This is a genomic window from Pantoea sp. UBA7232 (assembly GCF_002473195.1).
Taxonomy (GTDB): Bacteria; Pseudomonadota; Gammaproteobacteria; order Enterobacterales; family Enterobacteriaceae; genus Pantoea; species Pantoea eucrina.
Window position 1 is genome coordinate 100,896 of sequence record NZ_DKTK01000005.1, and the last position, 16,002, is coordinate 116,897.

Sequence of the window (16,002 nt, forward strand, 5' to 3'; positions counted from 1 at the left end):
CGTATTATGACCCTTGATCTCAACAAGATGATCACCGAGAGCCGCAATCCGGCCAGCCAGAATATTGACGAGCTCAGCACGGAAGCGATGCTGCGCGTCATTAATGACGAAGATAAAAAAGTGGCGCTGGCGGTAGAGGCGATTGTGCCGCAGATCGCACAGGTCACAGAGGCGATTGCGCACGCCTTTAGCCAGGGCGGGCGACTAATTTACTGCGGCGCCGGCACGTCCGGCCGGCTCGGTATCCTGGATGCCAGTGAGTGCCCGCCTACTTTTGGTACGCCGCGCGGTCAGGTGGTGGGGCTGATTGCCGGCGGGCATACGGCGATCCTGCAGGCGGTTGAGAACGCGGAAGATAACGCCGGACAGGGCGCACAGGATCTGGCGGATATCGGTTTCAGCCCCCGGGACGTGCTGGTCGGAATTGCGGCCAGCGGCCGCACCCCCTATGTGCTGGGCGCGCTCGCTTACGCACGTGAACAGGGCGCGTTTACTGCCGCGCTGACCTGCAATCCCGACAGCGCGATGGCGCAGGCGGCTGATGTCGCGCTGACGCCGGTTGTGGGGCCGGAGATCGTCACCGGATCGTCGCGCATGAAGGCGGGCACGGCACAGAAACTGGTGCTGAATATGCTGAGCACCGGCGCGATGATCCGCAGCGGCAAGGTGTATGGCAACCTGATGGTAGATGTGGAAGCCACCAACCAGAAACTGGTTCAGCGCCAGATAAACATCGTTAAGCAGGCCACCGAATGCGACGACGCCACGGCTCAGCAGGCGCTGACGGCGTGCGGCGGCCACTGCAAAACCGCTATCGTCATGGTGCTGGCGAGCCTGACGGCGGAAGAGGCGCGCGCGCTGCTGGATCAGAACCGCGGGTTTATCCGCGCCGCATTACGTGACTCAGGAGTACGCTGATGGCCGCAATCACTGAAACGCTGCTGCGCGATATTCTGCGGGCCGTGGGCGGGCCGGGTAACGTAGCGATGTGCGGCAACTGCATGACCCGCCTGCGCCTGACGCTGGTGAACGCTGCGCTGGCGGATAGCCCGCAGCTGAAACAGCTGCCGGGCGTACTGGGCGTGATTGTCAGCGACGCCCAGCTGCAGATTGTTCTGGGGCCGGGCAAGGCGCAAACCGCAGCGGAAAAGATGCAGCTATTGCTCAATGACGGCACGCCGGCGCAGGATCTGCAGGCGATCGCCCAGGCGCAAAAGCAGCAGTTAAAAGCGAAACAGAGCAGTGCGTTGCACCGCTTTCTCGCCTGCTTTGCCACCATCTTTACGCCGCTTATTCCGGGATTTATCGGAGCTGGCCTGCTGCTCGGTTTTGCCACCCTGACCGAGCAGCTGTTTCACCTTAATCAGCCGGGTGAGCACGCCCCGTGGCTGCTGGCGACCGTGGCCTACATGAAAGTGTTTGGCAAAGGACTGTTTACCTTTCTCAGCATTCTGATTGGCTATAACGCGCAGAAAGCGTTTGGCGGCACCGGCGTCAACGGCGCAATTATCGCCTCGCTGTTTGTGCTTGGCTACAGCCCGGAAGCCACCGTCGGGTACTACAGCGGGATGGAGAACTTTTTCGGGCTGACGATCGATCCGCGCGGCAACATTATCGGCGTGCTGCTGGCCGCGATATTTGGTGCCTGGACAGAGAAGCAGTTGCGTAAAATCATTCCCGATAACCTGGATATGATCCTCACCTCGCTGCTGACGCTGCTAATTACCGGCGCCGTGACGTTTCTGCTCATCATGCCGGTGGGGGGTGAGCTGTTTAAGGGGATGTCGTGGCTGTTTATTCACCTTAATAACAATCCGTTTGGCTGTGCCATTCTGGCCGGGCTGTTTTTAATTGCGGTGATGTTTGGTATCCATCAGGGCTTTATTCCGGTCTATTTCGCGCTGATGGAGACGCAGGGCTTTAATTCGCTGTTTCCCATACTGGCTATGGCGGGAGCGGGGCAGGTCGGTGCCTCGCTGGCGCTGTGGTGCAAAGCCGGAAAAGCGTCGCTGCTGCGCAGCCAGATCAAAGGAGCCATTGTGCCGGGGCTGCTGGGCGTGGGGGAACCGCTGATTTACGGGGTCACGCTACCGCGCCTCAAGCCTTTTATCACCGCCTGCTGCGGGGGTGCACTGGGCGGCTTCTTTATCGGTCTGGTGGCCTGGCTCGGCCTGCCGGTGGGGATGAATACGGTGTTTGGCCCCTCCGGCCTGGTGACGCTGCCGCTGATGACGTCAGCACAGGGCATTTTTGCCGGCATGGCGGTCTATCTTGCCGGTCTGCTGGTCGCCTGGACGGGCGGGTTTCTCTTCACCTGGTGGTGGGGCATGAAAAATATCGATTTGGGTTAACGCCCGCTGCGGGCGCTGCTGCGCCCGTAAATATTTACCGTTTCCTCCATTCTGGCTAAATAATGGTGTGAGCCGCAACGCATAATCCTGTTTTCATCTTTCAGTTTTTACCATTCAATACAGTTATTTATAAAAACTTCTCTTTTTTAGCAGCAAGAAATAAATCATCAGCGCTTAAGTCGTTCCGCTAATCAGCCGATAGATCCGGAATAACGTTTATCAGCCTGAATTGACCAGGGATCTCTGTATGCGCAATAACCAGCCCGTGACACAGCGTGAATTCGTTTTCAATGACGATGCGACGCTGATGTCGACTACCGATCTCAGCAGCCATATTACCTACGCCAACGACGCTTTTATTGAGGTCAGCGGCTTCACGCCGGAAGAGGTAAACGGTCAGCCCCACAACATGGTGCGCCATCCGGATATGCCGCCCGAAGCCTTTGCCGATATGTGGCATACCCTGAAGCAGGGGCAGCCCTGGAGCGCACTGGTGAAAAACCGGCGTAAGAATGGCGATCACTACTGGGTGCGGGCCAATGCGGTGCCGGTGGTACGCGAAGGATGCGTGCGCGGCTATATGTCGGTGCGGACCAAACCTTCAGCAGCGGAAGTGCAGCAGGCTGAAACCCTGTACCGCGATTTTCGCGAAGGGCGCAGCAAAGGACGCTGCTTCTATAAAGGATTGATTATCGGCAGCGGCTGGCGCCGCGCCACCTCACTGCTGAAAACGCTGCCGCTGCGCTGGCGCATTCGTTCAGCGCTGGCGCTGCTGCTGCCGCTGATAGCGGGCAGCGCCTGGGGGGCAGGCCTGACGGCGCTGGCACTCGGCGGCTTCAGCGTTGCGACGGCACTCTGCCTGCTGCTGGCGAGCCTCTGGCTGGAGCAGCAAATTTCACGCCCCATTGAGCGGATGTGCCAGCAGGCGCTGAGCGTGGCGACCGGCAACAGCCATAAAGTCGATCAGCCCGACCGCGTGGATGAAATCGGCATGACGCTGCGCGCTATTGGCCAGCTGGGACTGATGTTCCGCTGGCTGGTGGATGACGTCAGTGGCCAGGCGATCAACGTCCTCAGCGCCAGCGATGCGATGGCGCGCAGTAACAGTGAGCTCTCCCGCCGGACTGAACAGGCAGCCGCTAACGTGCAGCAGACGGCCGCCACCATGAATGAGATGACGGCCACCGTGAAGAGCAACACGGAAACCGCCAGCGAGGTCAATGCGCTGTCGGGCACCACCAGCCACGCTGCTATCAAAGGTGGCGAGGTGATGCAGGAGATGGCAGGCATGATGGGCGATATTGCCGACAGCGCGAAACGCATCGCCAGCATCACCAGCGTGATCGACAGCATCGCCTTTCAGACCAATATCCTCGCGCTCAATGCGGCGGTAGAGGCGGCGCGGGCCGGTGAGCAGGGTAAAGGGTTTGCCGTAGTCGCGGGTGAAGTGCGCAATCTCGCGCAGCGCAGCGCAAAAGCCGCCAGCGAAATCAAAACGCTGGTAGAGACCAGCGCCAGCCGCGTAGCGTCAGGCAACGACTATGCGGCAGCCGCCGGCCGCACCATGCAGGATATTGTCAGCCAGGTGCAGAACGTGACGACGCTGATTGCGCAGATCAGCGCAGCCACCGCCGAGCAGGCCACGGCGCTGAGCGAGGTCAGCACGGCGGTAGAAGATCTGGATGATATCACCCATCAAAACGCCGCGCGCGTGGCTGAAGGCGCAGAAGCCTCAACCCGCATGGCGCATCAGGCGAACCGCCTGGTTGAGGCGATTAGCGTCTTTCGCTAACGCTTATGCTACTTCCCGCCCGGCGCGCAGCGCGCCGGGTGACGTGCCCGTTATCCGTTTAAAGGCGCGGCTGAACGCAGCCAGCGATCCGTAGCCAAGCTCAAACGCAACGCTCTCTACCGCCTCGCCCTGATCAACGATACGCTCTTTCGCCAGCCGCATACGCAGTTCGGTAAGATAGCGCAGCGGCGTCATGCCGGTGGCGTTCTGAAAGCGGGCAGCAAATACCGAGCGCGAGCTGCCGGACGCACGCGCCAGCCGCTCCACCGTCCAGTTTTCTCCCGGCGCACGGTGCATCGCCGCCATCGCCAGGCTCAGGCGCGGATCGCGCAGCGCCTGGACCAGACCGCTGCCGGCGCCGCAGCCGTTCTCTACCCAGCCGCGCACAATCTGCGCGGCCACCACATCCGCCAGCCGCGACAGAATACCGGCGAAGCCCGCTTTGCGCTGGCGGGTTTCCCGCTCCATCGCATCCAGAATCGGCTGGATTTCCGGATACTGTCCCAGCAGGGTGCTGACCAGCATGACATCCGGCATGGTGTGTACCAGCGGCTGCATACCGCCCAGTTCAAACGCCATGCAGGCGCTGAACAGGATCACATCGCTATCCGCCGGACAGAGATCGGCATCTGCCGCATCGTTGATCGCGCAGACGCTGGGGCAGATGGGCTTACTGTTAAACGTGGTGATCGGTTCACAGTGCGCCGTCTCATCTGAGATCAGCGCATGCGTTTTTCCGTGCGGGATCAGTAACGCATCGCCTGCCTGCAGCGGATAGATCGTACCGGAAGCGGCGCGCAGCAGCAGCGTACCGCGCCCGACAAAATGCAGCTGCGCCCGGCCAGGCGCGTCGTCATACTGCAGGCCAAAAGGCGCATGCAGCGCAATACGCTGATATTTTACGCCGTACAGGCGCATGCCCATCAGCAGCTCGCTGGTTAAATCTTCATAACGGCTCATCGCAATCCAGACGAATTATCAACTAATAAACTTTCTGTATCATAGATCGTCTTACCGCAGCGCTCTATCCTTAGCGAAACTATTTTTTTGTGATGGGGATCGCAAATGAGTCTGGAAACTGAACTGACAGCTGCCCGCGCGGTGGCAGAAAAACCCGCGTGGGGCGCGGTATTTGCCATGGCATTTGGCGTGTTTGGCCTGATCACCGCTGAGTTCCTGCCGGTCAGCCTGCTGACGCCGATAGCCGCGTCGCTGCAGGTCAGTGAAGGTCAGGCGGGGCAGACGGTGACGGTAACCGCGCTGGTTGCGCTGCTCACCAGTCTGGTGATCGGCACGCTTACGCGGCGGTTTGATCGTCGTCTGGTGATGCTGGCATTTACCCTGCTGCTTATCGCCTCGGCGCTGCTGGTGGCGCTGGCGGACAGTCTGCCGATGATCCTGCTGGCACGTGTGCTGCTGGGTATGGCGATTGGCGGCTTCTGGACGCTGTCAACCGCCATTACCATGCGACTGGTGCCGGCGGAGCAGGTGCCGCGCGCGCTATCGATTGTCTTTAGCGGCATCTCGCTGGCGACAATTATTGCGGCACCGCTCGGCAGCTATCTCGGCGATGTGATTGGCTGGCGCAACATTTTTCTGATGACGGGGCTGCTGGGCGTGCTGGCGCTGCTGTGGCAGTTCTTCACGCTGCCGGCAATGCCGCCGGAAAACCGGACGCAAAGCGGCGGCGTGCTTGATCTGCTGCGCCAGGGCGTCATGCGCTGGGGCATGCTGGCGGTGATCCTGATGTTTACCGGACATTTTGCTTTCTTTACCTACCTGCGACCTTATCTGGAGGGCAGCACGCAGCTTAACGTTAATCAGCTGTCGCTCGCGCTGCTGGCGTTTGGAATAGCTAACTTCTTTGGCACCTCGCTGGCGGGCGTGCTGGTTACGCGCAGCGTCTCGCTGACGCTGACCGGCATGGCGCTGCTGATGAGCGTGACGGCGGTGGTACTCTCCGCAATGGCGCAGCTGCCGTGGCTGGTGGGAGCCGGCGTGGCGCTATGGGGACTGGCATTTGGCTCCATGCCCACCGGCTGGTCAGCATGGATTTCGCGTGCCGTGCCTGATGATGCAGAGTCGGGCGGCGGACTGCTGGTGGCGACCATTCAGCTGGCGATCACGGCGGGCGCGGCGGCCGGCGGCTGGATGTTTGACCTGCAGGGCGCGGGCGGCGTCTTTATGGCAAGCGGCGTCATGATGCTGCTGGCGGCGGTAACCATCTACACGCGCGTCAGGCAGCATGGCTAAGGTGCAGCGGCAGGGCTTTTTCTGATTCAGGGGCGGCGTGTGCCGCCCTTTGCATTTCCGCGCGTTGCTTTGACGGTTTTCTGCACAGATGCGCTACCTTTAGTGACAACTACACCAGGGGGAAAAAAGCGATGAGCCAGTTTTTTATGCATGAAAAGAACGATCTGATTAACGAAGCCATCGAAGGTATTTTACTCAGCACGCCGTGGCGTAACCTGCGTCGTCTCGATTTGGGCGATGATATCCGCGTTGTGGTGCGTTCAGACTGGGATAAAAGCCGGGTGGCGCTGATCTCAGGTGGCGGATCGGGCCATGAGCCGGCGCACGCCGGGTTCGTCGGCAAAGGGATGCTGACTGCGGCCGTCTGCGGTGATATTTTCGCATCGCCCAGCGTGGAGGCGGTGCTTAACGCCATTATCAACGTGACCGGTGACGCGGGCTGTCTGCTGATCGTTAAAAACTATACCGGCGATCGCCTTAATTTTGGTCTGGCGGCTGAGAAAGCCAAAAACCTGGGCTATCACGTAGAACTGGTCATGGTCGAGGATGATATTGCGCTGCCTGAAAACCCGCAGCCGCGCGGTCTCGCCGGCACCGCACTGGTGCATAAGATTGCTGGCTACGCGGCTGAGCACGGGCATTCACTGCAGGAGGTGAAGGCGCTGGCGCAGCGGGCGATTGAGTCTGTTTTCTCTATTGGTCTGGCGTTTGCGACCTGCCATCTTCCGGGTGAGAAGCGCGAAGCGCGCGTGGCGCCAGGCCACAGTGAACTCGGTATGGGGATCCACGGCGAGCCGGGGGTCATTACGCTGGATACGCAGGACAGCGGAAAAATCACCGCTCTGATGACGGATAAACTGGCGCAGGCGCTGCCGGACGGTAAGCTGGCGCTATTGCTTATCAACAATTTAGGCGGTTTTTCGCAGCTGGAGCTGGCGCTGCTGACGCGTGAAGTCCTGCGCACGCCGCTGGCCGCGCGTATTACCCATCTTATCGGTCCCGCTACGCTGGTCAGCGCGCTGGATATGAAAGGCTTTTCACTCTCCGTGCTGGCGCTGGAAGAGCCGTTCCTGCTGGCGCTGCAGGCACCGGTTCAGGTGCAGGGCTGGGTTGCGCCCTATGAGTTTGCGCCCATCAATCTGCAGACGGCAGAGAAAGTCAGCAGCGCGCTCGACTTCGATCCCTCTGAAAATGATGAGGTGGCGGGCTGGATCACGCGCGTTACGCAGACGCTCATCGATCTGGAGAGTGAACTGAATACGCTGGATGCAAAAGTGGGCGATGGTGATACCGGCTCCACGTTTGCTGCGGGTGCAAAACGTATTCAGCGCGCGCTGCAGGAGAAGCAGCTGCCGCTGAACGAGCTGCCGACGCTGATCGCGCTGATTGGCGAGCAGCTGGCAGGGGCGATGGGCGGCTCCAGCGGCGTACTGATGTCGATTCTGTTTACCTCCGCCGGACAGCATCTGGAAGAGGGCAGCTCACTGCCGGAGGCGCTGATGCAGGGGCTGGAGCGCATGAAGCACTATGGCGGCGCGCAGCCGGGCGATCGCACGCTGATTGATGCGCTGCAGCCGGCGCTGGAAAAACTGGTGGCGGGCGAATCGCTGACGGCGGCCGCGCAGGCGGCGGCGCAGGGCGCAGAGGCTACGGCGCAGATGAACAGTGCGAAAGCGGGACGCTCAGCCTATCTCAACCAGCAGAGTCTGGATGGGGTAAAAGATCCCGGTGCGTATGCGGTAGAGAAAGTGTTTCAGGTGATGGCAGGCTGAGTTGCCTGCCAGGGTGACACCGCACCAGGCTGCGCCCGCCTTCCCGGCCATGCAGAAGGCGGGCGCAGGATGCCGTTACTCGCCGGCTGGCTCTTTCGCCGCCTCGCGCAGCATCTCCTGATGCGGGATATCCTGCAGGATCTGCTCAAAGCTGCGCAGACGCTTGTAGATAGACATCAGCTCGACCAGCGTCGACCAGGAGGTGATCAGATACTGGAAGGAGGAGCGTACCTGGTCAAACACGTTGAGGATCTGATTCATCAGGCCCAGCGTCAGCGCACCGGCCACGATCGCCGGAAACAGCAGAAACACGCCAAAGACATTATCTACCTGCAGATAGAGAAAACGCGTGACGTTGAAATAGAGGTAGTGGAAGTAGAGCCGGAAATAGTTGTAGCGCACCCGGCTGAACAGCGCCTGCACCGTGGGCGGTGACGCGCGCGACGGATCGTCTTCGCCATAGACCAGCTCTTTACGGTAGGCCGCTTCCACCCGCTGATTGCGGAACTCCAGTCCCGGCAGCTTAATGCCGACCAGCGCCAGCAGCGCGGTGCCGAACACCGACCAGAGAATAGCGGCGATCACCAGGCCATAGGGTATCGAACCGAGAATCGGTATATCTTTCACATGTTTCGACAGCGCCAGCAGCACCGGCAGGAACGCTACCAGCGTCATGATCGCCTTAATAAAGCTGACGCCCCAGTCCTCCAGCGTGGTGGAGAAACGCATCGTATCTTCCTGCACACGCTGTGCCGCCCCCTCCACATGCCGCAGACGCTGCCAGTTGTGCATGTAGTAGCTGTTCATCGCGGTACGCCAGCGGAAAATCCAGTGGCTGATGAAAAAGACGTTGGCGACCAGAATCGTCACGGCGATAAGCGCGATGCCGAGAAAGTCGCTGATTTCGCTGTAAAACTGGTTAATTTGTACGGCACCCGCTTTGGTCAGCGCTTTCTGAATCAGATCGTAAAACGGCTCATACCAGGCGTTGACCGCCACGTTGACCTGGACGTTGAACCAGGTGACAAAGATGATGAGCGCCGTGCCCCAGACCGACCAGCGCTGCCACGGATGGCGATCGATTATCATCCACGCCAGGGCAAACAGCGCAACCGCAGACCAGTAGTAGCCGTAAAACCAGAGCTGGCTGGCGTGAATAAACCGGCTGGCATTGGTAGGCAGCGGCTGCTGCATCGCGGCCTGCAGTGCGGGCCAGCGCGCCGGCAGGTCGCTGAAAAAGCCAAACCAGGCAAAAATAACAAGCACGCTCCAAATCGCTGCCGAGCTGAAAAATGCGCCGGGCCGCGGAAAAAAGGATTTAAACATAAGCACTCCGCTGTGGTGTAGACACGTTTATACCGCTATTTCTGTTTATCTGTCTGTAGTGGGTTGTTTCCGGGCATGACAATTCCGTCGCCGGAATGTAAACCAGCGCGGGAAAATGTTAAGTATTTTGTGCGTAATTGTTTCGGAAAACTAAATTCGTTACCGTTTCGGTGTTACAATTGTCATCTTGTTACCGGTAACAAACGTGCTGTATCCCTTAAGTCAAGAATAAAAACCATTACAACGCAACTACTTAACCTTCCATGCCGCATTATATGCGGTACTGAGGCAATGTCATGTCAGAACAAAAAAAGGGTCATTCACGTCGTGATTTCCTGCTGAGGACGATCACCCTCGCACCCGCTATGGCGGTCGGTTCAACCGCCATGGGCGTGCTGGTCGCGCCTGCTGCTGCCAGCGATGCAGCAGCGCCAGCGCAGCCGGCACGCGACTATCAGCCAGGCTGGTTTACCGCCGAAGAGTTTGCCTTCATCACCGCCGCCGTGGCGCGGCTGATCCCCAGCGACGAGCGCGGACCAGGCGCGCTGGAAGCAGGCGTACCGGAATTTATCGATCGTCAGATGAATACGCCTTACGCCACCGGCAGCAACTGGTATATGCAGGGACCTTTTCACCCGGATATGCCGAAAGAACTGGGCTACCAGCTGCCGCTGGTGCCGCAGCAGATTTATCGCTTAGGCATTGCCGACGCCAATGCCTGGAGTCAGAAACAGCATGGCAAGGTGTTCGCCAGCCTGAGCGGCGAACAGCAGGATGCGCTGCTGAGCGCCTTCGAAACCGGTAAGGCTGAGTTTGCCCAGCTGCCGGCAAAAACCTTTTTCTCTTACCTGCTGCAGAATACACGCGAAGGCTTTTTCTGCGACCCGATTCATGGCGGCAACCAGGGCATGGTGGGCTGGAAGCTGATTGGCTTCCCGGGCGCCCGCGCCGACTTTATGGATTGGGTAGAGCGCGGTGAACGTTATCCGTTCCCGTCAGTCGACATTCGCGGAGCGAGGGCGTAAGCGTGGCAAACGAATTAAAACAAGTTGATGCAGTGATTGTGGGCTTTGGCTGGGCGGGCGCCATTATGGCGAAAGAGCTGACCGAAGCGGGTCTTAACGTCGTTGCGCTGGAGCGCGGTCCGCATCGCGACACCTATCCGGACGGCTCTTATCCGCAGTCGATTGATGAACTGACCTACAACGTTCGCAAAAAGCTGTTTCAGGACCTCTCTAAAAGCACCGTGACTATCCGTCACGATGCGTCGCAGACCGCGGTGCCTTATCGCCAGCTGGCCGCTTTTCTGCCCGGCACCGGCACCGGCGGTGCGGGCCTGCACTGGTCCGGCGTGCATTTCCGCGTCGATCCGGTTGAGCTGAATCTGCGCAGCCACTATGAGCAGCGCTACGGTAAAAGCTTTATTCCGGAAGGCATGACCATTCAGGATTTTGGCGTCAGCTACGATGAGCTGGAACCGTTCTTCGACAAAGCCGAAAAGGTGTTTGGCACCTCCGGCAGCGCCTGGTCAATCAAGGGCAAAGTGGTCAATAACGCACACGGCGGCAACCCGTTTGCGCCGGATCGCTCCAGCGACTTTCCGCTGCCGGCACAGAAGCGTACTTACTCTGCGCAGCTGTTTGCGCAGGCGGCGGAGTCGGTTGGCTATCACCCTTATGATATGCCATCAGCGAACACCTCCGGACCCTATACTAATACCTACGGTGCACAGATGGGGCCGTGCAACTTCTGCGGCTTCTGCAGCGGCTACGCCTGCTACATGTATTCCAAAGCGTCGCCTAACGTCAATATCCTGCCGGCACTGCGTCAGGAGCCGAAGTTTGAGCTGCGCAACAATTCATACGTTCTGCGCGTCAATCTGACCGATGATAAAAAGCGCGCTACCGGCGTAACCTACCTTGATGGTCAGGGACGTGAAGTGGTGCAGCCGGCCGATCTGGTGATCCTCTCCGCCTTCCAGTTCCACAATGTTCACCTGATGCTGCTCTCCGGGATCGGCAAACCTTATAATCCGATCACTAATGAGGGCGTGGTGGGGCGCAACTTCGCCTATCAGAATCTCTCCACGCTGAAAGCGCTGTTTGATAAAAACACCACCACCAACCCGTTTATCGGCGCAGGCGGGGCGGGTGTGGCGGTAGATGATTTTAACGCGGACAACTTTGATCACGGGCCGCACGGTTTTGTTGGCGGGTCTCCTTTCTGGGTTAACCAGGCCGGCACCAAGCCTATCTCCGGCGTGCCGGTGCCAGCCGGTACGCCAGGCTGGGGCAGCCAGTGGAAAGCGGCGGTAGCCGATACCTATACGCACCATGTTTCCATGGATGCGCACGGTGCGCACCAGTCCTATCGCGCTAACTATCTCGATCTCGATCCCAACTATAAAGATGCGTACGGCCAGCCGCTGCTGCGTATGACCTTTGACTGGCAGGATAACGACATCAAAATGGCGCAGTTTATGATTGGCAAGATGCGCAAGATCACCGAGGCGATGAACCCGAAAACCATTATCGGCTCCGCCAAAGCGCCGGGAACCCATTTTGATACGACCTCCTATCAGACCACACATATGAGCGGCGGTGCGATCATGGGTGAAGATCCGCAGACCAGCGCGGTCAACCGCTATCTGCAGAGCTGGGATGTGCCCAACGTCTTTGTGCCGGGGGCGTCAGCTTTCCCGCAGGGGCTGGGCTATAACCCGACCGGTATGGTCGCTGCACTGAGCTACTGGTCAGCGAAAGCGATCCGCGAACAGTATCTGAAAAACCCGGGTCCGCTGGTACAGGCATAAGGAACATGACGATGATGAAATCAGTTTTGGCCCTGATGCTGGGCACCCTGACGTTCAGCGCGCTGGCTGACGATGTGGCCGCCGAATCACTGATCAAACGCGGTGAATATCTGGCGCGCGCCGGGGACTGCGTGGCCTGCCATAGCGCGGCCGGCGGCAAGCCGTTTGCCGGCGGACTGGCAATGGCGACGCCGATTGGCACCATCTACTCCACCAATATCACACCTGATAAAGCGACCGGCATTGGTGACTACAGCTATGACGACTTTCAGAAAGCAGTGCGTCATGGCGTAGCGAAAAATGGCGATACGCTCTATCCGGCGATGCCTTATCCCTCCTACGCGGTTGTCAGCGACGAGGATATGAAAGCGCTTTACGCTTATTTTATGCACGGCGTGGCGCCGGTCAGCCAGGCGAACAAAGAGAGCGACATTCCTTGGCCGCTCTCCATGCGCTGGCCGCTGGCGATCTGGCGCGGCATCTTTGCACCGGACGTGAAAGCGTTCCAGCCCGCCGCACAGGAAGATCCGGCGCTGGCGCGCGGACGCTATCTGGTTGAAGGGCTCGGACACTGCGGAGCGTGCCATACGCCGCGCAGCATTACGATGCAGGAGAAAGCGCTGAACAACGGTGACGGCAGCGACTACCTTGCCGGCAGCAACGCACCGATTGATGGCTGGACCGCCAGCAATCTGCGCGGTGACAACCGTGACGGGCTGGGCCGCTGGAGCGAAGAGGAGCTGAAGCAGTTCCTGCGCTTTGGCCGTAACGATCACACCGCGGCGTTTGGCGGTATGACCGAGGTGGTGGAACACAGCCTGCAGCATCTCAGCGATGAGGATATCAGCGCGATTGCGAAGTATCTGAAGTCGCTGGGCGCCAAAGATCCGCAGCAGGCGGTATTTACCCCGGATGATACGGTAGCGAAAGCGCTGTGGCACGGCGATGACAGCCAGCCGGGCGCGTCAGTCTACGTAGACAGCTGTGCTGCCTGCCATAAAACTGACGGTTCAGGCTATCAGCGCTTCTATCCGGCGCTGCGCGGCAACCCGGTCGTGATGGCTGACGATCCGGCTTCGCTGATCCACATTGTGCTGGTGGGCGGTACGCTCCCAGGCGTGAAAGGCGCGCCGACGACCATCACCATGCCGGCATTTGGCTGGCGTCTCAGCGACCAGCAGGTTGCGGATGTGGTGAACTTTATTCGCAGCAGCTGGGGCAACGGCGTTACCACCCGCGTAACGGCTGGCGACGTGGCGAAGCAGCGTAAGGATAAAACGGTACAGCCTTATCAGGGCAGCGCGGATATCCACGCATTAGAGAAGTAAGCGCGCCTGCGGAGCGTTAATTATCCGGGCCTGGTGCCCGGATTTTTTATGGGCGAAAAACAGCGACGGATCAGCCAAAGCCAGCGCGGGCGGGGGCTGAACGCGATCGTCTACACTTAGTGGTGAGTGCAAAAGCTCACTAACTGATAAGCGGAGGGAACGATGCAAGTAAGTCCTTATTTGTTTCTGTATGGTCGCTGTGAAGAAGCCATCGAATTTTACCTGCAGGCCACCGGCGGCAAAGTGCTGCAAAAAATGACCTTCGGCGATAATCCGGAGCAGGGAGAGCAGGTGGGCGATAAATCCGCACCGCCGCTGCCACCGGAAAAAATCATGCATGCACATCTGCAGATTGGTCAGGGCGAGCTGATGCTGAGCGACGGCGATACCAGCAAGCCACCGGCCTCTGAGCACGCGGGTTATGCGGTAAGCCTGGCAACCACCGATGAGAAAGAGGGCAAAGAGTGGTTTGATAAACTCTCTGCTGGCGGCAAAATCACGACCGAATGGCAGAAGACATTCTGGTCAGACGGCTTCGGCATGTTTATCGATAAGTTCAACATTCCGTGGCGCATCAACGTCGTGAAATCGCAGGATTAACGCCTCTGTTTTTGCCCCTCCGGCGCTGCATCCGGCGGGGCAAAACTGCCATGCTTAGAAGTTGTAACCTGCCACCAGATAGTAACCCCAGCCGGTTGATTTCACTTCAAACGGACCATTGCCGAAATTCAGCTCCTGACCATCCGCCCACTGACCGCCGTTATGGAAATAACGCGCAACGGCAGAGACGTGCCAGTGATCGTAGTTCAGCGATAAAATATGGCTTGAGGCAACAGAGTTGCTGGTGCGCGAGCGGTCAGATTTATCGCGCAGATCGGAGCCCCAGTCAAAGTTGGTAAAGCCGATATAGCTCAGCTTGCCGCCCCACAGGTCGGTAATTGGCACAAAATATTTTACCTTGAAGCGGTAACCATCCCAGCTGTTCTCGTTGGCCGCGCCGTAGTTTTCCCACTGATATTTGGCGTAAACGTTAAGCGAGAGACCGACATCGCTGTGGGTGTCGATATCGGTACCGAGACCCATATACCAGGTGTTCTGCCGGTTGTCGCTGTTGCGGCCCATATCGTAGATATAGTTGTTGGCAAAGAACCACTCTTTAAACGGACCGAATGCCAGGCTGGTGCCCGCCAGCTTGTCGAGCGACAGGCGCGGCTCAATTTCCATAAACAGCGGCGTGCCGTGATCGAAGATGCCATTGGCGTTGCTGTTGCCCGCACCGAAGAAGTTTGGCAAATCGATGTAGCCGTAAAAATCGAACCACTCCTGTTTGGTAAAGGCTTCATATTCCAGGTAGACGTCGTTATTAAACTGCGGCCCGAAACGGGTATGGGTGCTGCCCACCACGTTTACGCTCTGATGCCACCAGTCAGACAGATATTGCGGGTCGCTCTCTGCCTGCGCTGCGCCCATTCCGCTACCAATCAGTAATGCACCTGCTATCAACGATTTAAATTTCATTATTGTTTGACCACTTGCTGAGGATCGCCGCAGAGATGCCACGATCGAATGAGTACGTTCCCGGGTATTGAGCAGTATGCGGCGATAACGCGTGCTGACTGCCAGCCTTCAGGCCCGCGTAATGTGCCTGTAACAGAGCGTTAGAAAATAGATTTTCATCACATTTGTCAAAAAGTGTTGCAATAGGATTCAGTTATTTTGTGACAATTGTCACATATTCTATCTGCAGCGAACGGAACTCCGCAACCGTTTACGTGGTCGCGAAGAGATACGATTGGGAGTGGGGCGTGGACGCCGGTTCCGTTTGCTACGGGCACCGGTTCCGGGTTAAGCGCCGGTTCCGTTCGCCACGGAGGCGGTTCCGTTCGCCGTCAGCGGCGGCAGCAGCCTGTGCTCCGGTCCTGCGCCGGGGCGTATGTTAAGCGCCAATTCCGTTCGCTACGGGGCGCTGGGGCCGGTTCCGTTCGCCGTCAGCGCCGGCAGCAGCCTGTGCCCCGGCGCGGTGACCGGGCAGAGGACGCCTGGCCGCGCCCTCTGCACTCCCCGGCCCTGCGCCAGCCCCGTCCGCCGCTGCGCGGTTCCCTCGCTCACGCCCGCTTCCCCGGGACCGGCCGCCATTCGCTCCTGCTCACCGCGCCCTTTCGCCGACGTCCTGTCGGCTCATCCCGGAACCGTGCCCTCCCCCGGCGGACCCGGATGGCGCTTCCCGCCGCTGATTGTCTTTTTTCTTTATGTTGTTTTTTCATGGCTGGCAGTTCTGCGCCTGAGCTTCAGGTTTCGCTACTTTTAAGAATGAAAAAATAAAGGATTTGCAGGCGGGGAAAAGGGGCGCCATCCGCAGCGCCGGGCG

12 protein-coding genes are annotated in these 16,002 nt (G+C 59.0%); 9 read left to right on the forward strand and 3 right to left on the reverse strand.

The features are described from left to right. Positions 1–6 precede the first annotated feature (6 nt). The 3 genes from murQ to B4056_RS02475 all read left to right on the forward strand — a co-directional run bounded on the left by murQ (position 7) and on the right by B4056_RS02475 (position 4,143). Positions 7–918 carry an N-acetylmuramic acid 6-phosphate etherase gene (gene murQ, locus B4056_RS02465; RefSeq protein WP_288653727.1) on the forward strand — a complete coding sequence of 304 codons (912 nt, stop codon included), beginning with the start codon at positions 7–9 and terminating at the stop codon, positions 916–918. Continuing rightward, on the forward strand, positions 918–2,351 hold the full coding sequence (gene murP, locus B4056_RS02470; RefSeq protein WP_071668439.1) for a PTS N-acetylmuramic acid transporter subunit IIBC: 1,434 nt from the start codon (positions 918–920) through the stop codon (positions 2,349–2,351). Before murQ ends, murP begins: the two co-directional genes overlap by 1 nt. A gap of 247 nt (positions 2,352–2,598) precedes the next feature. Further along, on the forward strand, positions 2,599–4,143 hold the full coding sequence (locus tag B4056_RS02475; RefSeq protein WP_094111311.1) for a methyl-accepting chemotaxis protein: 1,545 nt from the start codon (positions 2,599–2,601) through the stop codon (positions 4,141–4,143). A gap of 3 nt (positions 4,144–4,146) precedes the next feature. Here the strand turns inward: B4056_RS02475 and B4056_RS02480 are convergent, their stop codons facing one another. Further along, positions 4,147–5,103, reverse strand: a complete 957-nt coding sequence (locus tag B4056_RS02480; RefSeq protein ID WP_288653730.1) for an AraC family transcriptional regulator — start codon at positions 5,101–5,103, stop codon at positions 4,147–4,149. Positions 5,104–5,208: 105 nt separating this feature from the next. On the opposite strand from B4056_RS02480, the gene B4056_RS02485 reads away from it, so the two are divergent. After that, on the forward strand, positions 5,209–6,396 hold the full coding sequence (locus B4056_RS02485) for an MFS transporter (protein WP_288653731.1): 1,188 nt from the start codon (positions 5,209–5,211) through the stop codon (positions 6,394–6,396). A 131-nt stretch (positions 6,397–6,527) separates the two neighbouring features. Then, positions 6,528–8,168, forward strand: coding sequence for a dihydroxyacetone kinase subunit DhaK (locus B4056_RS02490; protein ID WP_288653732.1), 1,641 nt, complete (start codon positions 6,528–6,530; stop codon positions 8,166–8,168). Positions 8,169–8,243: 75 nt separating this feature from the next. Here the strand turns inward: B4056_RS02490 and sbmA are convergent, their stop codons facing one another. Further along, positions 8,244–9,494 (reverse strand): peptide antibiotic transporter SbmA, encoded by a 1,251-nt coding sequence (sbmA, locus tag B4056_RS02495; RefSeq protein ID WP_094111315.1) that lies wholly within the window; start codon positions 9,492–9,494, stop codon positions 8,244–8,246. Between the two features lie 296 nt (positions 9,495–9,790). Between sbmA and B4056_RS02500 the strand changes: the two genes are divergently transcribed. The 4 genes from B4056_RS02500 to yjdN all read left to right on the forward strand — a co-directional run bounded on the left by B4056_RS02500 (position 9,791) and on the right by yjdN (position 14,234). Continuing rightward, positions 9,791–10,519 carry a gluconate 2-dehydrogenase subunit 3 family protein gene (locus tag B4056_RS02500; RefSeq protein WP_094111316.1) on the forward strand — a complete coding sequence of 243 codons (729 nt, stop codon included), beginning with the start codon at positions 9,791–9,793 and terminating at the stop codon, positions 10,517–10,519. Between the two features lie 2 nt (positions 10,520–10,521). Next, complete coding sequence (locus B4056_RS02505; protein ID WP_071668433.1) at positions 10,522–12,306, forward strand: GMC family oxidoreductase; 1,785 nt, start codon at positions 10,522–10,524, stop codon at positions 12,304–12,306. A gap of 11 nt (positions 12,307–12,317) precedes the next feature. Beyond that, positions 12,318–13,634, forward strand: a complete 1,317-nt coding sequence (locus B4056_RS02510) for a c-type cytochrome (RefSeq protein ID WP_288653735.1) — start codon at positions 12,318–12,320, stop codon at positions 13,632–13,634. A gap of 162 nt (positions 13,635–13,796) precedes the next feature. Continuing rightward, positions 13,797–14,234: a VOC family metalloprotein YjdN gene (gene yjdN / locus B4056_RS02515; RefSeq protein WP_039382083.1), complete on the forward strand. Its 438-nt coding sequence runs from the start codon at positions 13,797–13,799 to the stop codon at positions 14,232–14,234. Positions 14,235–14,288: 54 nt separating this feature from the next. On the opposite strand, the gene B4056_RS02520 is transcribed toward yjdN, so the two are convergent. Beyond that, complete coding sequence (locus B4056_RS02520) at positions 14,289–15,152, reverse strand: nucleoside-specific channel-forming protein Tsx (RefSeq protein ID WP_039382084.1); 864 nt, start codon at positions 15,150–15,152, stop codon at positions 14,289–14,291. Positions 15,153–16,002 lie beyond the last annotated feature (850 nt).